This window comes from Pseudomonas sp. GW460-12-10-14-TSB1, from assembly GCF_017349775.1.
GTDB classification, from domain to species: domain Bacteria; phylum Pseudomonadota; class Gammaproteobacteria; order Pseudomonadales; family Pseudomonadaceae; genus Aquipseudomonas; species Aquipseudomonas piscium.
In genome coordinates, this window is sequence record NZ_JACNAC010000024.1 from 1 (window position 1) to 23,395 (window position 23,395).

The 23,395-nt window shown below is 59.1% G+C and carries 20 protein-coding genes; 13 read left to right on the forward strand and 7 right to left on the reverse strand.

The features are described 5' to 3' along the window. Nucleotides 1-102: 102 nt before the first annotated feature. The gene (locus J4D52_RS15650; RefSeq protein WP_102677252.1) at nt 103-384 is read right to left on the reverse strand and encodes a hypothetical protein; all 282 of its coding nucleotides are present in this window, start codon (nt 382-384) and stop codon (nt 103-105) included. A 413-nt stretch (nt 385-797) separates the two neighbouring features. On the opposite strand from J4D52_RS15650, the gene J4D52_RS15655 reads away from it, so the two are divergent. The 3 genes from J4D52_RS15655 to J4D52_RS15665 all read left to right on the forward strand — a co-directional run bounded on the left by J4D52_RS15655 (nt 798) and on the right by J4D52_RS15665 (nt 3,559). Continuing rightward, on the forward strand, nt 798-1,526 hold the full coding sequence (locus J4D52_RS15655; RefSeq protein ID WP_110721735.1) for a hypothetical protein: 729 nt from the start codon (nt 798-800) through the stop codon (nt 1,524-1,526). Nucleotides 1,527-1,752: 226 nt separating this feature from the next. Next, nucleotides 1,753-2,304 carry a hypothetical protein gene (locus J4D52_RS15660; protein ID WP_146018004.1) on the forward strand — a complete coding sequence of 184 codons (552 nt, stop codon included), beginning with the start codon at nt 1,753-1,755 and terminating at the stop codon, nt 2,302-2,304. A gap of 451 nt (nt 2,305-2,755) precedes the next feature. Continuing rightward, nucleotides 2,756-3,559, forward strand: a complete 804-nt coding sequence (locus J4D52_RS15665) for a hypothetical protein (protein ID WP_110721734.1) — start codon at nt 2,756-2,758, stop codon at nt 3,557-3,559. A 583-nt stretch (nt 3,560-4,142) separates the two neighbouring features. Here J4D52_RS15665 and J4D52_RS15670 read toward each other — a convergent pair. From J4D52_RS15670 to J4D52_RS15680, 3 genes are all read right to left on the reverse strand, one after another. Beyond that, a complete protein-coding gene (locus J4D52_RS15670; protein WP_146018003.1) occupies nt 4,143-5,501 on the reverse strand; it encodes a hypothetical protein in 1,359 nt (452 codons plus the stop codon). A 687-nt stretch (nt 5,502-6,188) separates the two neighbouring features. After that, entirely contained in the window at nt 6,189-7,145 is a 957-nt protein-coding gene (locus J4D52_RS15675; RefSeq protein WP_207272138.1) for a hypothetical protein, read from the reverse strand. A 326-nt stretch (nt 7,146-7,471) separates the two neighbouring features. Continuing rightward, nucleotides 7,472-8,020, reverse strand: coding sequence for a YniB family protein (locus J4D52_RS15680; protein WP_102677249.1), 549 nt, complete (start codon nt 8,018-8,020; stop codon nt 7,472-7,474). A 338-nt stretch (nt 8,021-8,358) separates the two neighbouring features. On the opposite strand from J4D52_RS15680, the gene J4D52_RS15685 reads away from it, so the two are divergent. From J4D52_RS15685 to J4D52_RS15715, 7 genes are all read left to right on the forward strand, one after another. Continuing rightward, nucleotides 8,359-10,482 (forward strand): TonB-dependent siderophore receptor, encoded by a 2,124-nt coding sequence (locus J4D52_RS15685; RefSeq protein ID WP_102677248.1) that lies wholly within the window; start codon nt 8,359-8,361, stop codon nt 10,480-10,482. 179 nt (nt 10,483-10,661) lie between these two features. Beyond that, a complete protein-coding gene (locus J4D52_RS15690; RefSeq protein WP_025804106.1) occupies nt 10,662-11,315 on the forward strand; it encodes a peroxiredoxin in 654 nt (217 codons plus the stop codon). A 462-nt stretch (nt 11,316-11,777) separates the two neighbouring features. Then, nucleotides 11,778-12,329: an arsinothricin resistance N-acetyltransferase ArsN1 family B gene (locus J4D52_RS15695; RefSeq protein WP_025804105.1), complete on the forward strand. Its 552-nt coding sequence runs from the start codon at nt 11,778-11,780 to the stop codon at nt 12,327-12,329. 123 nt (nt 12,330-12,452) lie between these two features. Beyond that, a complete protein-coding gene (locus J4D52_RS15700; RefSeq protein WP_025804104.1) occupies nt 12,453-13,121 on the forward strand; it encodes an ABC transporter ATP-binding protein in 669 nt (222 codons plus the stop codon). A 1-nt stretch (nt 13,122) separates the two neighbouring features. Further along, nucleotides 13,123-15,603, forward strand: coding sequence for an FtsX-like permease family protein (locus J4D52_RS15705; RefSeq protein ID WP_102677254.1), 2,481 nt, complete (start codon nt 13,123-13,125; stop codon nt 15,601-15,603). Next, nucleotides 15,593-16,669 carry a lipocalin-like domain-containing protein gene (locus J4D52_RS15710; protein WP_102677247.1) on the forward strand — a complete coding sequence of 359 codons (1,077 nt, stop codon included), beginning with the start codon at nt 15,593-15,595 and terminating at the stop codon, nt 16,667-16,669. Before J4D52_RS15705 ends, J4D52_RS15710 begins: the two co-directional genes overlap by 11 nt. A 127-nt stretch (nt 16,670-16,796) precedes the next feature. After that, the gene (locus tag J4D52_RS15715) at nt 16,797-17,384 is read left to right on the forward strand and encodes a hypothetical protein (protein ID WP_025804101.1); all 588 of its coding nucleotides are present in this window, start codon (nt 16,797-16,799) and stop codon (nt 17,382-17,384) included. Nucleotides 17,385-17,797: 413 nt separating this feature from the next. Here the strand turns inward: J4D52_RS15715 and J4D52_RS15720 are convergent, their stop codons facing one another. The 3 genes from J4D52_RS15720 to J4D52_RS15730 form a co-directional block, all read right to left on the reverse strand. Continuing rightward, nucleotides 17,798-18,088, reverse strand: a complete 291-nt coding sequence (locus J4D52_RS15720; RefSeq protein WP_025804100.1) for an addiction module antidote protein — start codon at nt 18,086-18,088, stop codon at nt 17,798-17,800. Nucleotide 18,089: 1 nt separating this feature from the next. Beyond that, nucleotides 18,090-18,383 carry a type II toxin-antitoxin system RelE/ParE family toxin gene (locus J4D52_RS15725; protein ID WP_025804099.1) on the reverse strand — a complete coding sequence of 98 codons (294 nt, stop codon included), beginning with the start codon at nt 18,381-18,383 and terminating at the stop codon, nt 18,090-18,092. A gap of 235 nt (nt 18,384-18,618) precedes the next feature. Continuing rightward, the gene (locus J4D52_RS15730) at nt 18,619-20,013 is read right to left on the reverse strand and encodes a VOC family protein (protein WP_102677246.1); all 1,395 of its coding nucleotides are present in this window, start codon (nt 20,011-20,013) and stop codon (nt 18,619-18,621) included. Nucleotides 20,014-20,275: 262 nt separating this feature from the next. Between J4D52_RS15730 and J4D52_RS15735 the strand changes: the two genes are divergently transcribed. The 3 genes from J4D52_RS15735 (at nt 20,276) to J4D52_RS15745 (ending at nt 23,337) form a co-directional block, all read left to right on the forward strand. After that, entirely contained in the window at nt 20,276-21,400 is a 1,125-nt protein-coding gene (locus J4D52_RS15735; protein ID WP_102677245.1) for a diguanylate cyclase, read from the forward strand. A gap of 93 nt (nt 21,401-21,493) precedes the next feature. Continuing rightward, nucleotides 21,494-22,738 carry a M20/M25/M40 family metallo-hydrolase gene (locus J4D52_RS15740; protein WP_025804096.1) on the forward strand — a complete coding sequence of 415 codons (1,245 nt, stop codon included), beginning with the start codon at nt 21,494-21,496 and terminating at the stop codon, nt 22,736-22,738. A gap of 200 nt (nt 22,739-22,938) precedes the next feature. After that, entirely contained in the window at nt 22,939-23,337 is a 399-nt protein-coding gene (locus tag J4D52_RS15745) for a carboxymuconolactone decarboxylase family protein (protein ID WP_025804095.1), read from the forward strand. The last annotated feature ends 58 nt before the right edge of the window (nt 23,338-23,395 follow it).

Consider the following 23,395-nt stretch of genomic DNA (forward strand, 5'->3'; position numbering starts at 1 on the left):
TACGCAGCCGATCGCAGCCTTCGGCAGCGGCTACAAACAGCCCCCCAGGCAGGGAGTTGATCAGAGATCTGATCAAGCTCCCTTGCCACAACTCAATAGCGCTCAGGGCTCCTGCGCCGTGCGCCATTGAATCACCTCCAACACCGCACACCCTTCCCGGGTCAGCAGATGCACCCCACGGGTCACCCGCGCCAGATCGCAGTCGGAAATGTCTTTCAGGTTAAGCGTGGACAGGCTGTCCATCAGGTCGCGCACCACGGTGAAACGATGGGCTGCACTAGCCGCCAGATCGCTCAAAGGGGCGTCGGTATCGAGGTAGAAAACGGGAGCGTCGGCGTCGTGGGTGTCGACGGGGGTAAAGCGGGAAATCGATTGATCGTCCATGGTCGTTACTCGTTGTAGAGCTTCCACCATTTGCGGCCAAGCAAATTGAGGGTGGCAGCTGTGTGAGGGTTGGCCGACCGGTTTACAACGACACCGGCACACCCGAAGGTGTCCCGCACACAGCCGCCATAACACAGAATCGCAGGCACAAAAAAAGCGTCTGCAATGGTGCTTTGGACGCTGATGCGTCGTTGTAATTCGACCGGCCAAGGTCGTTCGCGGATTTTGCCGCGAGGGCGAACTATAGGGGCGACGCCTGCATGGCGCAACCGCGTATTGGTGGGGATGTTTGAGTGGTTGTGTCGTAGTGGTGGCTACGGTATGACTCTTTGTGTTTGTCAGAACAGGGATAACCTGTCCAGCAAGAAAGCCTACTTCGTATAGAAAACCGATTACCCAACAGCGAGGAATTAATGGCGTACATCATGCTACGTGTGGACTTCTCCACCAACGACGAATGTCATTTTTGCGACAACAGACTCCGCTCAGGAAAGGTGCGCATCCTTGTCGACGACGAAGGATGTGAAGTGCAGGCTGGCCCCATCTGTGCAAAAAACAACTCGATCAATCCGAAGGAAAAGATCCCAGATCTTACGGCTGCCGCTTTCGAGGGGGATGAACCCGAACTGACTCCGGGTGGGCCTAATGGGCAAGCGACTCCAGCAAGTGAAAACGGCCGGGCTCGTGGCGGCGATAGCAACAAAGAGGAAGTGCAGCGCCGTCTGGCTGAATGCTACCTGCTACTGCGGGTTGAAAAGCTGGACGGTTTCCACGGCATGAAACTCGAGTCCTTGGCGAAGCTTGCAGAGAAGCTACGGGGAACAGGCTTGGCAGACGACGACTATCGCTATCTGAACAATTTGATGGCCAAGGTACAAACTGTTCGCCCCGAGTTTTCAATCAAGAACCTCCAAGCGATCTATGCATGCAACTACTGGATCAATTACTTCCTGGCCAAAGAGAGCTCTGACTTTATCTCCGATCTGAAGCGTTCATTGCATCGAGACCTGGCTCTGACTCCTGGCCAAGTTGAGGCACTCAATAAGTGGTTCAAGAACCGGCCTGGCATGCTGTCCATCAAGCCTGGTGCTTTCGCTTTTGATCCGGCCGAGCGCCGAAGGAAGACGAAGCAATCTGAATGATTTGGTGGTGGTTCTTAGTCCTTGCGCCTGCAGCACTTGCTGGGCTGGGTCTGATCTGTGAAGGCAGCATAGAGGGAGCGTTTGGTACTGAATAGGGGGGGGCTAACGGACTGCTTCCGGCCAATAGCAGCCGTTCGGGAGCAACTATGAATTTAGGGGCTATTCAGTTAGCCTCGCTCGCTGTGTCGCCCCCCCTAAGCTTAACAGCCATAACAAAGGAAGCATTATGGATAAAGTTGACAATTCCATGGAATTGGATTTCAAAAACCCACTTTCTCTTTTTTGTACATTCCTAGTAATACTATGTATTACGGCATGGGTGTCTCAACAATTACCACTTGAAACGAAATTCTTTGGAGTCGAACTAACAAAACATGTGTCGGATATAATGTCGGAGCATGAGGCTGGCAAAAGCATGTTTGCCCTCTCGATTTATGTTCTTTCAGTGTCTTATGTAAAATACTTTCTATCGCTAAGGTCGAAAATTAACGTGAGCTTTAACAGGTACGCTGTGTTGGCGCCGGCAAATTTTCTTGTTAGTTTGGTTTTTGTGGAGATGGCTGTAACTTTTAGTGTCATTGCAATGGTGCCTAAAGAGCCTGTATCTCCTTGGTCGGTACTGCTGTATTTGGGTGGAAAGAACCTTGCTCTTAGTGCTTTTTTATTATCTTCTCTGGCCATTCTGAATAATAATTGTCAGCTAGTATCGAACAATCTACTCAAGCTGTTTTTATCACTATTTTTATCATTTTTGTATTTTTTGGCATTGACGTGGTGAGTTATAACTGGCGTTCAATCTTGCTAAAATCTCCACCGGCAGTTGAGCTCTGAGTCTGATGTCGAAGGATGGAGCGCTCCAAGTTACGCAGAGAGTTTTGATCGTTTGCAGCGGGTCAGCAGCGTCTATCGTGTCGGTCGGCTTTCAACTGTGGATTCAACCGGTCGATGCAACAGATTGGCCAAAAGCAGGCCCCAATCAGGGGGATTTCCTCGGGCACCGATACGGCATCAAAATGCCATTGCTCTGCAATTGTTAGACACTGGTCAAAAGGGTTCCAGCAGTGACAATCACTCATCTCAAATACTTCCAAAATCTGTCTCGACTATCCCACCACTTAGTTTATGAGATATATTCTTGTGCCCGCTCAACGTATTAAACAGCAAAGTCTTAGCTATTTTAACTTTCAAGATCCCACAGCTGATTTACTTTTTACGATGGAGTTTGAACGATGGACGTTTCAGTTACATTTACCTGTAATTGTGGAGGATTTGTGGATGAAACCATTTACGCTGACGAAATGGAAATTTTGCCGAGCGGAAATGATGATGTCCTCGAGACTTGGACAAATATCATCTGCACGGAGTGCGGAAAAGACTACGACACCAAAATAATGTCAAACGCATACGGCGTGGATTTATATCTGGCCGAGGTGCTCGATCTGCACTGGGAGGTTTTGACGAAGACGGAGCTGGAGGAAATAGCTGCTGAGATAACCGAAACAGATCAGCTTGATAAATTCAGGAAAGTTTGCTCAGACGTAATTGCGTTGCTGAGACACTCGTATCCCGAAGATGCGAGAGTCACTCTTAATAAGATGCTTTTTGCTCAAGCGATTACCGCAATTGAAACTTATCTATCCAGTAGTTTTGTATCTGCCGTGATGTCATCGGACGATTTGCTTAGGAAACTTCTAGAAACAGATCCAGAGCTGGCAAGGAGGCAATTCTCATTGAGGGAAATTTTTACGCAGTGGGAGGGCCTTAAGCTGCTGGTTGCCAAATACTTAAAGGACTTGATTTTTCATGATATCAAGAAAATTAAGCCAATGTATTTGTCGGTATTGGATATCGATTTTGGAGATGTTTCTTGGCTGTTTAAAGCAATCCTTATCAGGCATGACTGTGTTCACCGAAGCGGTTTTGATAAGGAAGGGAACCAGCATATAATCTCCTCAGAAGAGATCGAAGAAATCATTAAGCAATGCACTCGACTAGTGTCACGAATCGAAGAATCGCTTGTAAGCTCTAAATAGCACAATTCATATTTGTTCGGCTGAACATTAAAATTTCTTTGGCTATCCCAACCTGAGCAGGCATCAATTTAATGAAGCATAGCGTTGCAACTACGCGATTTCGCGTGGTATTGACAGGCATGCTGTCCGTCGCGGACGGGTTGGTTGACCTGTAGCGACAATCCGCTTCTGGCCGACTTTCGCCGTACGCCTCCGGCCACTTTGAGTCGGAAACGGTCATTCATGGATGTCTGCTAATGGCTGTGGATTCAACCGGCCGCTGAACGATTTAGCCAATCTGTTGCATCGACCGGTTGAATCCACAGCCAAAAGCAGACGCTTTGGGGCGACTTTTTTCGACCCGACGCAGCCCTTCGTGTCCGGCGGCAGTCGGGCATGAATTGTCTCTCCGGGAACGCCAACTTTGGGGTCGGTAGCAGGCATCACAACCGGCGCTATCGACTTTCTACAGATCAACTCGGTTAAAAGTAGCTTGGAAGGCATCAGCCCGTGCGAGGTTTCGCAGGCACGGACCATTTTTTCAGCGGTCTGAATACTAAATAGGTGATGAATTAAAGCAAGCCGTTAAGGGACTCTTGAATCGTCATTGTTCAGCCTCGGCTGGCCGCTGCCAGCCAAAAGCACTGAAGAGCTCAAAAACAGGTTCGTACTCTCTAACTCGATTAAATTCATCGCACCGCTCATAGAAGCCAGTCATCATATCCACTGATGGCCTATTTTCAACTTTAGCGTTTTGCAATACGCTTAGAAGAATGCTAGGAGTTTGCGCTGCATCCCAGTTCTGAGCATTATCAGTTATCGCGCTGAACAGTGTATTAAAATTGTCAGAATTAAGCTGGTGGGCAAAAGGAACTACCAACCTTCTAAAGTTATCTTCAGAGGAGCGAAAACCACCGGAGTTTCGATAAACTTCAATCCCTCGAGCCCAAAGCTCGGGGACTTGCACTTGAGAAATCGCACTAATCAGCGATTGGGCGTTCATTTCAGAAATCAATGCCTGAATTGCTTCTCGAAGCGGAGCGAGGGTTATCCCTGCGAGCATGTAATAATCAGCGAGCGAGTTAGGGTCAATATTTGCGGCCGTTTCCTGTAGCGCTGTATGTGTAGGCGCTTGAAGCAAGGCCCAAAAGCTTGGGAAATTAGCTAAGAAAGCAATAGCCCGCGGCCGGTGAGCTGGCTCTACATTGTCAATTATTCTGACGATAGAGCCTGTGGTTTCTTGCCAGGAAGCTGGCGCGCGCTCACTCACCGCGACTAGGGACGATACAATCTGACTGCGGTGTGGTTCCCATTCTGGAGGAACACCTTTGAGCAGCGATTTTGCCAATACCACTCCAAAATTTGGAACATTTGTTGCTCTGACCCGTGCTAGATAACGTGATTCGACATAATCCAATATCCTCCCATGTTCGGAAGGAAATCCGGGGGATTGGATATCGGCACTGAAGACATCGAATATGGCTCTTCCCTGACGGGCTTCCCGTGCAAATACCAGATCTACAACATTAACAAGGTGTAACCGCACCAACTCGTGGGAAGGTTCAAATAGCTCCGCTTCTGCCGAATAAGCGGGGTGGGCGCAGAGATGGCGGTCCTCTCGAAGGCGAGATAACTGAGTAAATTCGATACTGTTGAGTATTTGAGTAGTATCTTTCGCATGGACAAGAATGTCTTTTTCTAACTCCAATAATTTCTTTAGATCTTGATTTGCAGTTGCGTTATCCCACAACTGGATAAAAGATGTAGCTGTGGCTTCATTATGAGCACTCAGTTCACGGTATTTCGCAATCAAGTCATATACCAAAGCGACCCAGGTAGAAGTCAAGGCTGCACGCAGCGCACCGGCTTTGTATGCCTTTACGGAATCTAGAAAATATTTCTTCGTAGACGTGTTTCTGATGCGTGAAATCAAAATATCAAGATCGACAAATCCGCTATCCATACGCAATTAACTCCTCGCTGTTTTCGATTTAGCATATCAGACACCCAAGCGATTTCAGAGAATATTTATCCTCTATCAGAGTGCCGAGCATGGTTAGCGCCTCGTCTTAATTACCCTTGGTCTCTTCTAGACTCCCATGTTGCACTAGGACACAGGAAACCGTCTCAGGTAATAAAGGCAGTATTGCAGCATTCGGAGCGTCTGAAAAAAATCTGTGGCATTAGCTCCAACTGGCGCCGGGCAGCGATCATTTCGTTTTTCTGCCATTACCGTTAATTCTTTGCAGCTGTCACCTTTGCGCTGAAATTGCTGCCCTTCACCTATTGGTCGTAAGCGGACGCAGTAAAACGTCTGCTTACGGCTCACGTCGGACCCAGGCAGCTGAGCAGATTGTTCACTATGATGTTTAGGGCAAGTCTGGGGCCGCAATAGGCCGCATGACGCCAAAGGATAAGGCGAAAAGGCCCATTCTCGTTGGCCTTATGCGGCCTGTGGCGACGACAGAAGGGGTGCGAATCCCTATCTATATCTCATCGCGGACTATGCACGACAACATACCCCGGCCCCAGTTTCTGCAACATACACAAACGGGACCAGGTACTAGCAAATGGTACCGATCACATGGTACGCATTGCCTCATTCGCTTTAAGCACGAACTCCAGCCTGATACTCACGCCCTCTAGCGCCTCAGCCGCCGAAGGATGAGACCGGAAGATATGACTCTCCAGTTTGAGAGGCATGGCGGCGAACCCGGCGGACAACATCTAAGCAAGGCATGCCACCGGTGAGGATAAGGTACATGTGGGAGGCATCGAGCAGCAGTAAGGTGCTCTTCTTGCCCGATGCCTCTCTTATTGCCACCGAAGAATAACCAGCCATGGATAGGAACAGGCCCATTGTGTTGTCGGCTTTGCTCTCCACTTTCCCGCGAAATATGTCGATGTCGGGCCCTCCAGCTTGATCTGCCGTGAACTTCAATTCGACAAGGTAGGTGGTTCCGTCAATGGTGATTGAACCGTCAATTTGCCTCCCGCCCGTGTTGTACGGGCGGCGATGCTCAACTTCAGCGAAAGCCAAAAAATCATAGAACCAGTCTTGAAAGGCGTAGCCTCCCGGCGCGGTACCCATCTGTGGCGCCAAATTATCGAGTCGATTCTTTAACTCGGAAAGGCTTGCTTGCTGCCGTTGAACGACCTCACGCTCTTCCCGTGCTCTAGCCTTTGCCGCTTCACGTTCTCGATCAGACCGAACCTCTTCGGTTTGACGGGCAATGAGCGCTTTCAACTCAGCAACGGCCTTCGACGCATCCCGAATTTTTACGGCAGAGTCTTCCCAGTTGCGAAGATCCGGAAAGGTAGTCTGCTCAGCTAGAAAGATGGCCATTTCGCCAAAAACGGCTTTACCCTTATCAGTTCGCTGCAAAGCAGCGAAAGTGCGGTCCAAAAAATCACGCTTACTCTCTTCCTGCGACCATGTGGCTAGGTGAGACTCTGCAACATGCGATTGCCGCAGAAACTTGCGGAGCGACTCCTTCCGCCAGAAAGATTTGAGTGCAGCCTCGTAAACGAGCTGAACAAGATGAGGCGTAACTTTCATTGCCATATTGAAATGGTAATCCTCGGATTTCAAAGACTGGTGGTACAACGGCCGAGCGCCACCAGATACCTCTGAATGCGTTCGAGATAGGTGGCTGATATTAACCGGAATGATTGAGGGCCGTCTGCCTCTGGCGAAGAGGCTAAAAGAAAGTGAAGGGCTGACGTTCTGCTGCGCTGTAGGGAGCGCTCACTCCAATGTCCGATCATGGCCGTTTGCCGCCGATTATGGTCATTGCCGCATGTGGACCATTTTGTGTTTTGGCTCCCGTGGCGACTTCATGCATTAGAAGCGCTCTGAAAGGTCTCCATGATTTGGCGAAAATCCATGGAGATCTATTACCGAGTACAGAAGAGCTCGATCCACCACCGGGCTTACAAAATGTGCAACATCCACAGCACACCCAGATAAACCACAGCTATCCCCAACGGCAGCACACAAAGCAGTCGAACCTGCGAAAAGAACGACGGCACGGCTTCCACCGGAGTCGACTCCTCCAGTTGCTGCAACGTCATGACCGCGACACCTTCTTCTGTTAGCGCATTGAGCCGGGCCTGGATCAGGGGTTCGACTTCTTCGACTTTGCGCATCAGGGTTCGGCCCCAGGTGAACAGGGCCGCGCCGACGAAGATCAGCAGGTAGATCACCAGGAATTTCCAGTGGGGTGGGTTGCTCAGGTGGATAAAGTCCGGGGTCGGGCTGTTGTCCCAGAACCACTCCAGGGGCTCGGTGTTGTTGTGGACCATGAACACAAAGTCCTTGATCTGGCGGTTGAGGAGCACCGCGGCGTCGCTGTAGCTGTTCATGCGCCAGTTGAGCATTTTCAGAGTGGAAAACAGGGTGGAGATCAAGGCGCCGGTAAACAGCAATGCGCCTGCGGCGATGGACAGCCGGTATTTCAGTTGGGCCTGGGTGTAATTCATCTTTCGCGTCCTGCGATGAAGAAAAGGGGCGCAATACTATAGCCCGTCACCCTTGGTCGATAGGGCGGCGCTGGTTCTGAACCTCGAAGGTTTCAGTCGGCATGGCGTAACGAACGCCACCGGCGCATCGGCCTGAACCCCGTGCAAAGCCTGCCACCAATGAATTTCCTGCCGATGCAATAAGCGCCGTACCAGCACGAGCTAAAGCTGAACAGCGCACCCGCCAAATCGAGACGCCCGTCCCAAACGCTGTCAATGTTCTAAATTGTAATCATTTGTATTTACTTACAAAAGATAATCGTTATCATCCGCGCGATAATTCCTACAAAAAGGTGTTCATGGTGGTTTCATCGCGCATTTACCCAGCCTCTCTGTCGTTGCTGGGTCTTCTGGTCGTACCTGATCTACAGGCAGAAACGGAGTCTGCTCTAACCCTTCCGGCCACCGCTGTGAACAGTGAGTACAGCGAGCAGAGCTACATGCCGACCGAGAGCAGGAGTGCGTTGAAGATCGATGCGCCGCTGCGTGATATCCCGCAAACCGTCAACGTGATCCCCCAGAGCGTGATCAAGGATCAGGGTGCGCAGTCGATGGAGGACGTGCTGAAAAATGTTCCCGGGGTCGGCCTGTCCAACGGCGATGGCCAGCGCGATCAGGTCACCATCCGCGGTTTCAGCGCCATTGGCGATATGTACGTCGACGGCATTCGTGACGACGCCTTGTATTTCCGCGACCTGTCCAACGTCGAGCGGGTGGAAGTGATCAAGGGCCCCGCGGCGGTGCTTTATGGTCGCGGCTCATCCGGCGGCCTGATCAACAGCATCAGCAAGAAGCCCAACTTCGCCCCCAAGCAGGAAGTGGGTGTCAGCTTCGACAGCGAGGGTAAGAAGCGCACGCAGTTCGACGCCGGTTGGGCCGATCAGCAGCACAACGACAAGGCTTTCCGGGTCACGGGGGCGCTGGAGAACAGCGACACCTTCCGGGACGACGGCTATATCGACCGCAAGGCCATCGCGCCGTCGGCCTACTTCAAGCTCTCGGACGATCTGGAGCTGAACCTGGGCGCTACCTATCTGTACGACAAGCGCCTGATCGACTTCGGCATCCCGGCGCGCGGCAATCGCCCGGTCGATGTGGACCGCGACAAGCGCTTCGGTTCCGCCGACCCGGATGACGACTACACCCGCAGCGAGGTGTTTTCGTTCACGGCCGGTATCGACTACCGCATCAACGACGATTTCAGCCTGAGCAACACCAGCCGCTACTACCACTACGATCTGGATCGCAACAACACGCTCGCCGACTCCAGCCCGACCCGCTTCGTCACCGCGCCCAATGGCGAACTGCTGGTGAAGCTCAACCGCGGCAATGTGCAGCGCAAGGAAGATGGCTGGTTCAACCAGACCGAGCTCAAGCAACAGGCGGTGCTCGCCGGGATGAACCACAGCCTGCTTTATGGTGTGGAGCTGGGGCGCCAGGTGAAGGATCAGTCGGTGTTCAGCCAATCCAATGTGGCGCAGGTGCCGGTGTATCGCGATGCCCTGGTCGATGTGCCGTTCCAGGCCAACCGGCAGACCGCCAAGGGCAGCAACACCCAGGACACCGCCGGCTTCTACGTGCAGGACCTGATCGAACTGACGCCGCACTGGAAAGTCTTGGTGGGCGTGCGCTATGACGTGTTCGACCAGGAATATTCCGACGACCTGACCCACAGCAGCCTGTCCCGGACGGATACCACCTGGAGCCCGCGCGTCGGTCTGGTGTATCAGCCTGACCAGATCCAGTCCTATTACATCTCGGTCAGCCGTTCCTACCAGCCGTCCGCTGAGATGTTCGCCCTGAGTACCAGCAACCAGGACCTGGAGCCGGAGGAGACCACCAACTTCGAGATCGGCGGCAAGTGGGACCTGTTCGACAACCGCCTGGCCTTGACCGCGGCGCTGTTCCGTCTGGAACGCACCAATATGAAAACCACCGATCCGGCGAACCCGAGCAAGCTTGTGCTGGCGGGTGAGCAGCGTACCGATGGTCTGGAACTGACCGCCAGCGGGCAGTTGAGCGACAAATGGCAGGTCTATGCCGGCTACGCCTACCTGGATGCCGAGATCACCAAGTCCAACAGCCGTACCAACGGTGTCGCCAACGAAGGCCAGACCCCGACCCTGACCCCGCGCCACAGCGCCAATCTGTGGTTGGTGCGTTCTCTGACCCAGGAATGGCGTGTCGGCATGGGGGCGAACTATGTCGATGAGCGTTACACCGCCCTGGACAACCAGGTGGTCATGCCGGCCTACACCACGGTAGACGCGGCCTTGCTCTACAACCTGCCGAAATGGGACATGGCCCTGCGCCTGCGTAACGTCTTCGACAAGGACTATTACGCCTCGGCGCATGGCTCGGTGGACCTGATCACGCCGGGCGCGCCACGGACCCTGGAACTGAGCGCCAACTATAGATTCTGAAGGCGGACCTGAGTAACAAAGCCCGGCACTGCCGGGCTTTTTTGTCTGCGGTCACCTGGCCCTGATGTGTCTCCTATACTGATTCGCGCCGACAGGTTTACGCAGATACTCGAACGCCGCCGCAACAACCGTCGGCACCCTCACAGCTACCCCTCCCAGTCACTGCAAGGAGACCAACCATGGCAATCCGCATTGGCGACGAAGCACCCGATTTCACTGCCGACACGACCGAAGGTCCGCTGCACTTCCACGAGTGGATCGGCGATAAGTGGGCGATCCTGTTTTCTCACCCGAAGGACTTCACCCCGGTGTGCACCACCGAGCTCGGTTATATGGCCAGGCTCAAGCCGGAGTTCGACAAGCGCAACACCCGGATTGTCGGGCTCAGTATCGACCCGGTCAGCGACCACCATGCCTGGGTCGGTGACATCCAGGAAACCCAGGGGCATGCGGTCAACTACCCGATGATCGGCGACGAAAACCTGGTGGTGGCCAAGCTCTACGACATGATCCACCCCAATGCCAGTGGCGGCGCGCGCACCGCCGTGGACAACGCCACCGTGCGTTCGGTGTTCATCATCGGCCCGGACAAGAAGGTCAAGGCCATGCTGGTCTACCCGATGAGCGCCGGGCGCAACTTCGATGAAGTGCTGCGCCTGCTCGATTCCCTGCAACTGAATGCCAAGCACACCGTCGCCACCCCGGTGAACTGGCGCCCGGGCGAAGACGTGATCATTCCTACCTCGGTCTCCGACGAGGACGCCCGGAAGAAATATCCCCAAGGCTTCAAGACGCTGAAGCCCTATCTGCGCACCGTGGAGCAACCTAAGTAACCACCACCGACAAAGGCTTGCTCATGGAGCAGGCCTGCGGACGTTAGGGGTCACCCGGCAGACCGCCGGCGCGGTGTTGCAGTTACTTCTATGAGGTCGCTTTTAGCCAGGATGGGCAGCAACTGCCCATCCGCGGTTCGAACAGTCCGTTTTGCCTATCGATACCGCTGAGCGCAGGTCGAACCCTGGGCGCGGCTGGATCTGTTGACGCTGATGCTCGATGAACGCTACCGGCGTATTGGCCTGAACTATGCCCAGAGTTTGTTGCTGATGAATGCTTGGCCGGCGCAGTAAGCTCGGCCGAGTCCTGGCGGCTGCTGATTTCTATCGCTCCGTCGTCCTGGGTCCGTGCAAGGCAAGTCGCTTTGGATTGTCCGCCCCCATGCTCTGCATCGGACCTGAAACCGATAAGATTCGCCAGCTCACAGGGTACATGCCGAGCAACGGCAAGGAGAAAACAGGATGGGCAAGATCAGGATAGCAACGCCGGCCGATGCTCCGGCCATTCAGGCGATCTACGCGCCTATGGTGTCGGATACGGTCATCTCGTTCGAGCTCATCCCGCCAACAATTGAGGAGATGGCGGGGCGGATCGAGGCAACGCTACCGACTTATCCCTACCTGGTAGCGGAGTTGGATGGCGCGGTCGTTGGTTATGCCTATGCCAGTCAGCATCGCGCCAGGGAGGCTTATCGCTGGTCGGTGGATGTCACGGTCTATATCGACCCAGCGGCACACCGCCGTGGCATTGGCCGCGCACTCTACCAGCGGCTCCTGCCGATCCTCGAGCAACAAGGCTTCCATGCCGCTTACGCCGGCATTGCCCAGCCTAACGCTGCTAGCGTTGGTCTCCATGAAGCACTGGGCTTCATCCATATCGGCACCTATCCCGAAGTGGGCTTCAAGCATGGGCAATGGCACGGTGTTGGTTACTGGCGAAAACCGCTGAATACAGTGACGCCGCCGAGAGAAATCGTCGCGTTCAGCGAGGCGAGAGGATACGTGGAGCTGTAGGCCTGGATGAAGTCAGCCCGCGAGCGGGGATCGCAGGCTGACAGGCCATACTGATGCGCTGCGAACCCTCGTGCTCCGACAAGCGCTATCCTTGAGCCTGCCCTCCGTTGCCAGAGCCCACCCATGCTCGATGTTCAAGCCGTCTGCAAAAGCTACGCCACGCCCCAGGGCCCGTTGACGGTGTTGCAGGGTGTCGACCTGCAGCTGGAGCAGGGCGGTAGCCTGGCGCTGATGGGCGAGTCGGGTAGCGGCAAGAGCACCTTGCTGCACTTGATCGCCGGCCTGGACAAGGTCGATCGCGGCAGCATCCGCATTGGCGATCAGCAACTGGAGCGGATGAACGAAAACCAGCTGGCCAACTGGCGGCGGACCGAAGTCGGGTTGGTGTTCCAGCAGTTCAACCTGATCGGCAGCCTGCGGGTGGAGGACAACCTGGGGTTCCAGGCGCGGCTGGCGGGGCGTTTCGATGAGCGTTGGCAGGCGCAGTTGGTGGAGCGCCTGGGCCTGGGGGATCTGCTGCGGCGCTACCCGGAGCAGTTGTCCGGCGGCCAGCAACAGCGGGTGGCCCTGGGCCGCGCCCTGGCCGGCAAACCGCGGCTGCTGCTGGCCGACGAGCCCACCGGCAGCCTCGACGAAGCCACCAGCGACGACGTGCTGCAGCTGTTGCTGGAGCTATTGGCCGATACTCCCACCAGCCTGTTGATGGTCACCCACAGCCAGCGCGTCGCCAGTCGCCTGGGGCGGATCGCGGTGCTGCGTGGCGGGCGTCTGGCCGGCGCGGGCGAGCACTGAGGTGCGGGTTTTCTGGCACAGCCTGCGGGCGCTGCTCAGCCATTGGCGGCGGCACCCGGTACAGTTTTTCAGTGTGCTGACCGGGCTGTGGCTGGCCACCAGCCTGTTGACCGGGGTGCAGGCGCTCAACAGTCAGGCGCGGGACAGTTACGCCAAGGCCAGCCAGTTGATCGGCGGCGCGCCCCAGGCCAGCCTGGCCACGGCCAACGGCGCGCCATTTTCCCAGGCGCTGTTCGTCGGCCTGCGCCGGACCGGCTGGCCGGTGTCGCCGGTGGTGCAAGGCCGGCTGACGCTCAAGGGTCATGAACAGCAGCGCCTGCAATTGCTGGGGATCGAGCCGCTGTCGTTGCCGGCCGGGTCGGCGGTCGCCGGCCAGGTGCTGGACTCCGCGCGGATGGTCGAATTCGTCAGCCCGCCGGGCAGTACCTGGATCGCCCCGCAAACCCTTCAAACCCTCGGCTATCGCGAAGGCGATCGGCCGACAACCGCGAGCGGCCAGCCACTGCCGCCACTGCACAGCCAGGCGGACATGGCCCCGGGGCTGCTGCTGGTGGATATCGGTTTTGCCCAGCCGCTGCTGGGCTTGCCGCAGCAGGTGTCGCGCCTGCTGTTGCCGGCGGATTTTGCCGCCAGCGCGCCGGCCTTGCCCGATGCGTTCAAGGGCCTGCTGGTGCTCAAGCGCGGTAGTGAGGAAAACGATCTGGCGCGCCTGACCGAGAGCTTTCACCTGAACCTCGATGCCCTGGGTTTCCTGTCGTTCCTGGTCGGCCTGTTTATCGTGCATGCGGCCATCGGCCTGGCCCTGGAGCAGCGGCGCGGCCTGCTGCGCACTCTACGTGCCTGCGGGGTCAGTGCGCGGATGCTGATTGTCTGTCTCTGTGTCGAGCTGGGCGGCCTGGCCTTGCTCGGTGGCCTGGCCGGGGTGCTCAGCGGCTACCTGCTGGCCAGCGTGCTGTTGCCGGATGTCGCCGCCAGCCTGCACGGCCTGTATGGCGCCGAGGTGGCGGGGCAGTTGAGCCTGAGTCCCTGGTGGTGGTTGGGCGGCATCGGCCTGAGCCTGCTCGGCGCCTTGCTGGCGGGGGCCAACAGTTTGCTGCGGGCCGCGCATTTGCCGTTGCTGGCGCTGGCCGATCCCCAGGCCTGGCATCAGGCTTATGCGCGCTGGTTGCGGCGTCAGGCCTGGGTGGCGACGGCCCTGGCAGTGCTGGCTGGCGCGGCCTGGATCTGGGGCGACAGCCTGGGCAGCGGTTTCGTCTTGCTGGCGGGCTTGCTGTTGGGAGCGGCCCTGGGTTTGCCGGTGTTGCTCAATGCATTGCTCAGCGCGCTGCTCGGACGCAGCCGCTCGGTGCTCGGGCAGTGGTTCCTCGCCGACTGCCGGCAGCAGTTGCCGGCCCTGAGCCTGGCGTTGATGGCGCTGCTGCTGGCCCTGGCCGCCAATATCGGCGCCGGCAGCATGACCGCCGGTTTTCGCCAGACCTTCGCCGACTGGCTCGACCAACGCCTGAGCGCCGAGCTGTACGTCAACCCGCAAACCCCGGCGCAGGCGCGGGAGCTGCAAGGCTGGCTGCCCGGGCAGCCAGCCATTGCCGCGGTACTGCCCAGCTGGCAGGTGCCGCTGCAACTGCAAGGCTGGCCGGCGGACCTGTACGGGGTGATCGACCATGCCAGCTACCGCCAGCACTGGCCCTTGCTCGAGGCTCTGGGCGAGCAGCCCTGGACCCAGCTGGCCAGCGCCGACAGCCTGATGCTCAGCGAGCAGACGGCGCGCCGGCTCAAGGTGCGGCTGGGCGATCGGCTGGATATTCCCGTGCCGGTGGGGCAGTGGGCGCCGCAAGTGGTGGCGATCTATGCCGACTACGGCAACCCCAGGGGCCATCTGCTGGTGAATGCCGAGCACCTGCTGGCGCACTGGCCGCAGCTGACACCCAACCGCTTTAATCTGCGCATCGAGCCGTCCGCCGTGGCGCCGCTGGTAAGCGCCTTGCAGCAGCGCTTTAGCCTCGACGACAGCCGCATCGTCGAGCAGGCCCAGCTCAAGGGCTGGTCGAGCCAGATATTCGAACGCACCTTCGCCGCCACCGCCGCGCTCAACAGCCTGACCCTGGGGGTGGCCGGCGTGGCGCTGTTTATCAGCCTGCTGACCCAGAGCCAGAGCCGCCTTGGCCAGCTCGCGCCGCTGTGGGCGCTGGGGGTGAGCCGGCGCCAGTTGATGCTGCTCAACCTCGGGCAGACCTGGCTGCTGGCGCTGCTGACCTTGCTCCTGGCGCTGCCGCTGGGCATCGCCCTGGCCTGGTGCCTGGATACTGTGATCAACGTCCAGGCGTTCGGCTGGCGCCTGCCGTTGCGGGTGTTCCCGCTGCAACTGGTGCAGCTGCTGGCCCTGGCGGTATTGGCCACCTTGCTTGCGTCGGCCTGGCCGTTGCTCCGGTTGTATCGCAGCCAGCCGGCGGATCTGCTCAGGACTTTCGCCCATGAAGATTGAACGGCTGCTTGGCCTGTTGCTGGTGTCAGCCCTGTGCGGCTGCGATAAAGGCGACGAGCCGGCGCAAGGTTTCGCCGGCCTCGGCGAGGACGCCGGGGCGTTCACCCAGGTGGTGCCGGGGCGGGTGTTCAGCTTCCCCGCAGACCATGGCGTCCATGACGGTTTTCGCATCGAGTGGTGGTACCTCACCGCCGACCTCAAGGCCAGCGACGGCCAGCGCTTCGGCGTGCAGTGGACGCTGTTTCGCAGCGCCTTGCGCGCCGAGCCCGACCAGCCCGGCTGGCAGGCACCCAATGTCTGGCTGGGCCACGCCGCGGCGACCTCGGCCAGCGCCCATCACGCCGCCGAACGTTATGCCCGCGGCGGAGTGGGGCAGGCCGGGGTGACAACGCAGCCGTTCAAGGCCTGGATCGACGACTGGAGTTTTACCAGCCAGTCTGCCGACGCCGATCCTCTGGCACATATGCAGCTGCAGGCCGGCGGCCCGGGTTTCGCCTACCGCTTGCAGCTGCGCAGCGACCAGCCTCTGGTGCTTCAGGGCGAGGCGGGTTACAGCCGCAAGTCCGAGCAGGGCCAGGCGTCCTATTACTACAGCCAGCCGTTTTTCCAGGCCTCGGGCAGCCTGCAGATCGACGGCCAGACCTATCAGGTCAGCGGCCCGGCCTGGCTCGACCGCGAATGGAGCAGCCAGCCCCTGGGAGCCGGGCAGAGCGGTTGGGACTGGTTCTCCCTGCACCTGGACAGCGGTGAGCGGCTGATGCTGTTCCGCGTGCGGGAAAACCACAAACCGCCCTATATCACCGGGACATGGATCGACCCCGACGGCCACACCCAGACCCTGCACAAGGAGGATATCCAGCTCACCCCGCTGGCGGACTCCAAGGTGGCCGGGCGCACGCTGCCCACCCGCTGGCGTTTGCGTATTCCCGGCCGTGGTTTTGACGTCAATGCCGAGGCGCTCAACCCCAAGGCCTGGATGAACCTGCGCATTCCTTATTGGGAAGGGCCGGTGCAGTTGAGCGGCAGCCATACCGGCAACGGTTATCTGGAGATGACCGGTTACTGAGGCGCCTGAGCGGTAGTGCAACAAACTGACGCCCAGCGAGGTGAAGTGCTCAATGGCGTCTATGCTCAAGCGGCACCGCGCACCTGAAAGGCGCGGGTCTTGTCTTCAATTACAGGGATGAATGTCTATGAAGCCGCTTCACTCTCTGGCCAAAGCCGTTGCCTTGGCCACTCTGTTGTCCACTGCCAGCCTGCATGCCTACGCCGCCGACATTCCGTTGGCCGGTAGCGTGGAGGCCGATGAACTGGTGACCAAGGTGCTCTCCGTGGATGCCGCTAAACATCGCGTGGTGCTGGAAGGCGCCCAGGGCCAACCGGTGCATGTGCAACTCAGCGATCAGGCCAAGGACCTGGGGCATCTGAAGGTGGGCGACCAGGTCAATGTGCGGGTCACCCACGCGGTGGTGGCGGTGCTGGACACCGATGTGGAAAAAGGCCTGCCGAATTCCGCTGAACGCACCGGGGTGGTTCGTGCCACCAAGGACAATCCCAACCCGGGCGGTGAAGCCTATCGCCAGGTGCAGGTGCAACTGAAGATCACCGCTATCGACCTGAAGAACAACCAGCTGACCTTCCAGGGGCCGGCGGGCAACAAGAAGGTCCTGGACGTGGAAAAACCGGAAGTCCAGGCCCGGCTGAAAGACCTCAAGGTCGGCCAGAGCGTGGTGGTGACCTATACCGATGTGTTGCAAGTTACTACTCAGCACGAAGGTTGACTGAAACCGGGCGCTGGCCGTTGTGGCGGCCAGCGCGCCGGATCTCGGGAGGTCCGTGAGAGGAGTTGAACGAAAGTGAGCGGAATGAAAAATTTTCCGCCAGATTTGTGTTCAGAATTCTTCAGAATATGTGCACGGACTTTCTTTTGTCGTTCGATTAAAATAGTTCTCGTTCGCCCGGTGCAAGGGCTCTTTACCGGTGCATGGATTGCCAGGCCAGAGCACTGGGCGAACACCCTCTTCGGGGTTCCCGCCCTGGAATTTCCGCAAGTCCGCTCATGCAACCCGCACAGATTCGACGCCTGCTGTCAGCGGTTGCCAGGGCTTCTCAGCAGTTCTCTCCAGCCACACAGCTGACAAACGCCACGCCTTCCTTTATTGCCTCGTACTTCCCGGTGCTGTCTTGACCCGCTTCAGCCTCGGGGCACTGTGGTGCACAACTGCAGGCCCAGCGCGCGCATGACCTTGACCACGGTATCGAAGCGCGGCTTGGCGCCCGGGGCAAAGGCCTTGTAGAGGCTGGCCCGGCCCTGGCCGGTGGCCTTGGCAATCTGCGTCATGCCCCGGGCCCTGGCGACATGGCCCAGGGCGCGGATCAGTTCATCGGTATCGCCATCGGCCAGGACCTGGGACAGGTATTCGCTGATCGCCTGGTCGCTGTCGAGCAGGGTGGCGATGTCGAAGGGAACCAGTGTGTCGGACATATCAGAACTCCTTGGCCAGGGAACGGGCCTGGCAGATATCGGCAGGCTGGGTGGACTTGTCGCCGCCTAGCAGCAGGACGATGAGGGTGTTGCCGCGAACCGTGAAATAGATGCGGTAGCCGGCGCCCCTATTCACGCGCATTTCCGAGAGACCGCCGCCGAGGTTTTTCACATCGCCCAGGTTGCCCGCCGAAGCCCGCTCGATACGCCGAGCGATGGCTATCCTGGCGCGCAGGTCCCGTAGTCTGGTGTGCCATTGGGCAAAGACGGTCGTCTGCAGGATCTCGTATTCCATGAGGAATGTATCCATATAGAGACAAAATAAAAAGAGGGTAATGACCCCCAGGCGACTGACGGTGCACCTGAAGAGGTCATGGGAAGGTAAGCAGGAGAGGCGTGGGCGAGGCGGGCTGTTTCGTATCGGCATGTTGTCGATCAGGGCTGGCGAAACACCCTGTAGCCATTGCCCTGCGGTGGGTGCGGGAAAGGGCCAGCATCAGCCGTTCTGGCTGATGCTGTGGGACGGAAAATCAGAGAGCAGGCAGGCCCAGCGCCGTGGCGCATTCCTGGAGCGAGCGCTGTTGAGTATCGGCGTACAGCTGCAGTTCATCGATGGTCGGGCGCCCCAGGGCCCGCTCGAAGGCCTGTCGGTTGGAGTGGTCGGCGTAATGGCTTTGCGCATCGTCGCCCAGGTTGGACTGGAAGATCCCGGCGGCGCTGACCGGCAGGAAGTCCTCGTACACCAGCGGCTCGGCCCGCACATGCCCGGCGCGGATCAGCGCCTCCAGGCTCGTCGGCCGGTCCGCCTGCTGGCGCGCGGCCAGGCCCTGGTCGTTGACGAAGTAGCGGAAGTACGCCAGACCCTGTTCACGCATGGCCTGGTGGTTGTCGGGAAAGGCGCGGAAGTGTTCGGCCATCAGTGTGTTGTAACGCTGGGCGTTGGCTTCATTGGGGAAGTCCCCCAAGGCGTCGCGGGCGGCGTTCAACAACTGGTCGTACAGCGACCGGCCTTTGGGGGTGAGGGCGGCGCCGCGCTGTTCGATCTCGCCGAAGCGCGCGCTGTGGCTGCCGCGGCTGTCGGGCTGGTCGGTGAAGGATACGGCTTCCTCCAGCGCCTTGAAGCTGGTCTGGCGCAAGAGGATAGGGCATTCCCGACGCGGTGGGCCTTCGATCACCGCCTTGGGCGTGATGCCATGGGCGGGCATCAGCGCCTGCACCTGGTCGATGTCCAGGGTGCGCGGCGTCAGGTGGTTGATGTGCGGCCCCTTGAACGCCACCACATCGGCGATCAGCCGGTGCTGGGCGCTCAGTTGCTGGTACTGCTCGGCCGTGACCGTGGCGCTGTGGTGCCAGCGGAAGGTTTCCAGGGCCTGCTCGACGAACTCCTCGGCGGCGCTGTCATCGAGGCCGCCCTGGGTTTCGGCCTGTTCGATCAGGGCCAGGGCGCGTGGGGTGAAAATCGTCCGGCGGGCCAGCACCGATTCGGCGAAGTCGCGCAGTTGCGGTTTGTCGATCAGCTCCAGGCGCAGCAGCGAGGTGAAGACCCGGAACGGGCTGACCTGCAGGGCGCTCTCATGCACCGCGCGAAAGGCCGTGGAATGCACCGGCACCCCGGCCGGGGTGAGGTCGTAGTAACCCACCGGCTGCATGCCCATCACCGCGAACAGCCGGCCCAGGGTCGCCAGTTCCGTGGCGGTGCCGACCCGAATGGCGCCGTGGCGCTCCAGGTCCAGGCGCTGGATTTCGCCGGTGCTGCGCAGCTGGCGGGCGATCCCCTCGTCGCTGCCCAGGACCCCGGCGTTGACCTGGGCCACCAGTTCCATCAGGGCGCCGTACAGCGGCACTTCCTCGCGGTACATGTCCGACATCGCCCGTGAAAAACGTTGGCGGATCAGGTCTGGGCTGACGAAGCTCTGCAGGCTCATAAACAAGGATTCCCGGCGTAGTGAGACAAAGAGGGTTGCGGTGTTGGCTGGGCCTGATTCTGGTCGGCGCGGGGTGTGCTGACAAACGAAGTTTCTTCCGGACTTCATTCTGCAAATGAATGCAGGCGGGCAGGGCGGCTGGAGGGTTTTCACGGGATGAACATGGCCCCTCCGACCGGTTGACCCACCGCGGTTTCCAGGGGCTGAGCGGTGATGGCGATTTGCCGTTGCGCTGATAGACTTCTGAACACCACCGCATACCATGGCTTGCGTACCGTTCAACGGAGGCGACTTGGCCTTGACGCCGCACAATGGAGGAAAGGGACTTTCACTGGCCAGGAGGCTGTACAAAACGCGAATTCTGGGGCTGGCCCTGGGGTTCTTCTGCGTGGCCGCGGGCATGTACCCGCTGCATCCATCGCCCTGGGTCTGGGCGCTCATGTCGTTCAATGCTTTCATCTGGCCGCACCTGGCGTACCAGTGGGCACGCCGCTCGGCAGTGCCGTTTCGCGGCGAGCATCGCAACTTGCTGGTGGATGCCTTCCTCGGCGGGTTCTGGGTGGCGGCCATGCACTTCAATCCGCTGCCGACCACCACCACCCTGTCGCTGATGGCGATGAACAATATCGCCCTGGGCGGCGTGCCGTTTTTCCTTGCCGGTTGTCTGGCGCAAGCGCTGGGGATCGCCCTTGCGCTGCTGCTGTTCGGCGCTGGTTTCGTGGCCCAGAGCAGTTCGCTGCAACTCTATGCCTGCCTGCCGATGCTGACCTTGTATCCGCTGGCCCTGGGGTTTATCTGCTACCAGCAGGCCAATGTCCTGTCCCGGCACAAGCGCGAATTGCTGGCCCTGAGCCGAACCGACAGCCTGTCGGGCCTGCTCAATCACGGGGCCTGGAAGGACCAGTTGGAAATCGAGTTCCAGCGTTGCCGGCGCCAGGCCTCGACCCAGAACCAGGGCGGCGCCATCGCGCTGATCGACATCGACCATTTCAAGGCCATCAACGACACCTACGGCCATGTCGCCGGCGACATCGTGCTGCGCCAGCTGAGCAAGCTGCTCAAGCAGAACCTGCGGATCAGCGACCAGGCCGGGCGCTACGGCGGCGACGAGTTCTGCGTGATCCTGCCGGACGTGCCGCTGGAGCATGCCGCCGAACTGATGGAGGCCTTGCGTTGCCGTTTCGGCGGATTGGGCTATGAGCAGAATCCGGCCCTGCAGGTCAGCCTGAGCATCGGCCTGGCTGCCTATTCCCCGGACCATAGCGATGCCCTGGACTGGTTGAACGATGCCGACCAGGCCTTGTACGAGGCGAAAACCACCGGCCGCAACAAGGTCAGCTGCCGCCGCGGCGACCACTTGCCAAAGGTCCTGCTGAACTCGTTGTGAGGCCGTTCGCAGAGCATTGCGCCAGCATGGAGGGGGGCAGATTTGTCAGGTAGGGTGGGCAGGCACCTTCCGACACGAAACAAGGACCGATTCATGACGCAGACTTCCCCTCGCTCATTGCTGGCCGCCCGTATCGGCCTGACCCTCGCCCTTGGCCTGCTGGCCACCCAGGCTATCGCCGAACCCCACCCACAAGTACACAACGATGCGCAGCAATACCAGGGCGATGCCCTGAAACTGCTGGAGCGCCTGGTGAACATCGACTCGGGCTCCGGCTACGAGGCGGGGCTGAACCAGGTGAGCGACATCGCCATCGCCGAACTGAAAAAGCTCGGCGCCAGCATCGAAAAAGTCCCCAACGGCGCTGCCGGCGGCAGCCATGTGCTGGCCACCCTCAAGGGCACCGGCAAGGCCAGGATCCTGCTGATGGCGCACATGGACACGGTGTTCAAGGAAGGCACCGCGGCCGAGCGGCCGTTCCGCATCCAGGATGGCCGCGCCTACGGCCCCGGGGTGATGGACGACAAGGGCGGCATAGTCGCCGGGATCTATGCGCTGAAGGTCCTGGATAACCTCAAGTTCAAGGACTACGCACAGATCACCTTCCTGCTCGACGCCAGCGAGGAAACCGGTTCCGAGATCGCTACCGACTTGATCAAGAAAACCGCCAAGGCCCACGACGTGACCCTGAACCTGGAACCGGGGCGCCCGGCCGATGGCCTGGTGGTGTGGCGCAAGGGCAGCGCCACGGCGCTGGTGGAGGTCAAGGGCAAGGCCGCTCACGCCGGCGTCGCGCCGGAGCTGGGGCGCAACGCGGCGATGGAAGCGGCGCACCAGATCCTGCAACTGGGCAAGCTGGGGGATGAAGCGAAGAAAACCACCATCAACTTCACCGTGCTCAAGGCCGGCGACCGCACCAATGTGATTCCCGACCAGGCCATTGCCAAGGCGGATGTGCGGGCGGCGGTGCCGGAGGAGTTCGACCGCATCGAGAAGGACCTGGCGCGGGTTTCGGCCAACAAGCTGATCGCCGACACCGAAGTCAAGACCACCTTGCAGCGCGGTTTGCCGCCGATGCCGCAGACCGAGAAGTCCGACGCGCTGGTGGCCATGGCCCAGGGCATCTACGGCGAGCTGGGGCGCAAGCTGACTATCGAGGGCAGCGGCGGGGCGGCGGACTCCAGCCTGTCGGCCGGTGTCGGTACGCCGACCCTGGATGGCTTCGGCATCGTCGGCGGCAATATCCACACCCCCGAGGAGTACGCCGAAGTCGACAGCGTGGCGCCGCGCATCTACCTGCTGGCGCGGATGATCATGGAGCTGTCGGCCAAGCACTGATTGTGGTGCTCGTGGTGCTTTCCCGGCACCGCGTTGTCTCGAATTTTTTCGCGGGCAAGCCTCGCTCCTACAGAAAACAACTGTGCTTCTGTAGGAGCGAGCGGGCGGCGATCCGACTTGCCCGCGATGGCGATGGTGCGGGCACCTCCAATCCCCCTGCCTATACTCGAAAGCCTCGTCCCCCCACAGCGGAGCTTTCAATGAGCAGCAACCACCTCACCGAATACGCTGACGCCAGCCCTGAAGTGCGCGCGGTGTTCGACGACATCATGCGGACCCGTCAGGTCGATCAGGTGAACAACTTCTGGAAATGCCTGGCGGCCCATCCGCCGACCTTGCGGCGTACCTGGGACAGCCTCAAGGAGATCATGGCGCCGGGGGCGCTCGATCCGTTGACCAAGGAGCTGATCTACGTGGCGGTCAGCGTCACCAACAACTGTCCGTATTGCATTGCTTCGCACACTGCCGCGGCGCGCAAGGCGGGGATGACGGAGGCGATGTTCGGCGAGTTGCAGGCGGTGGTCGGCATGGCCAACGAAACCAATCGCCTGGCCAACGGCTACCGGGTGCCGCTGGATGACGGGTTCAAGCTTGAATGAGTCTGTGACCGACGCGGCCCTCGGCGCTGCTCGTATCGGCCAGCGCCGTCATCAGGCG

Bases quoted from the DNA above. Each gene is read 5' to 3' on its own strand.
- J4D52_RS15745 (WP_025804095.1), top strand. From the start codon at position 22,939: ATGAGCAGCAACCACCTCACCGAATACGCTGACGCCAGCCCTGAAGTG.
- J4D52_RS15680 (WP_102677249.1), bottom strand. From the start codon at position 8,020: ATGAATTACACCCAGGCCCAACTGAAATACCGGCTGTCCATCGCCGCA.
- J4D52_RS15730 (WP_102677246.1), bottom strand. From the start codon at position 20,013: ATGAGCCTGCAGAGCTTCGTCAGCCCAGACCTGATCCGCCAACGTTTT.
- J4D52_RS15655 (WP_110721735.1), top strand. From the start codon at position 798: ATGGCGTACATCATGCTACGTGTGGACTTCTCCACCAACGACGAATGT.
- J4D52_RS15740 (WP_025804096.1), top strand. From the start codon at position 21,494: ATGACGCAGACTTCCCCTCGCTCATTGCTGGCCGCCCGTATCGGCCTG.
- J4D52_RS15660 (WP_146018004.1), top strand. From the start codon at position 1,753: ATGGATAAAGTTGACAATTCCATGGAATTGGATTTCAAAAACCCACTT.
- J4D52_RS15700 (WP_025804104.1), top strand. From the start codon at position 12,453: ATGCTCGATGTTCAAGCCGTCTGCAAAAGCTACGCCACGCCCCAGGGC.
- J4D52_RS15650 (WP_102677252.1), bottom strand. From the start codon at position 384: ATGGACGATCAATCGATTTCCCGCTTTACCCCCGTCGACACCCACGAC.
- J4D52_RS15710 (WP_102677247.1), top strand. From the start codon at position 15,593: ATGAAGATTGAACGGCTGCTTGGCCTGTTGCTGGTGTCAGCCCTGTGC.
- J4D52_RS15720 (WP_025804100.1), bottom strand. From the start codon at position 18,088: ATGTCCGACACACTGGTTCCCTTCGACATCGCCACCCTGCTCGACAGC.
- J4D52_RS15725 (WP_025804099.1), bottom strand. From the start codon at position 18,383: ATGGAATACGAGATCCTGCAGACGACCGTCTTTGCCCAATGGCACACC.
- J4D52_RS15670 (WP_146018003.1), bottom strand. From the start codon at position 5,501: ATGGATAGCGGATTTGTCGATCTTGATATTTTGATTTCACGCATCAGA.
- J4D52_RS15685 (WP_102677248.1), top strand. From the start codon at position 8,359: ATGGTGGTTTCATCGCGCATTTACCCAGCCTCTCTGTCGTTGCTGGGT.
- J4D52_RS15690 (WP_025804106.1), top strand. From the start codon at position 10,662: ATGGCAATCCGCATTGGCGACGAAGCACCCGATTTCACTGCCGACACG.
- J4D52_RS15715 (WP_025804101.1), top strand. From the start codon at position 16,797: ATGAAGCCGCTTCACTCTCTGGCCAAAGCCGTTGCCTTGGCCACTCTG.
- J4D52_RS15665 (WP_110721734.1), top strand. From the start codon at position 2,756: ATGGACGTTTCAGTTACATTTACCTGTAATTGTGGAGGATTTGTGGAT.
- J4D52_RS15695 (WP_025804105.1), top strand. From the start codon at position 11,778: ATGGGCAAGATCAGGATAGCAACGCCGGCCGATGCTCCGGCCATTCAG.
- J4D52_RS15735 (WP_102677245.1), top strand. From the start codon at position 20,276: ATGGCTTGCGTACCGTTCAACGGAGGCGACTTGGCCTTGACGCCGCAC.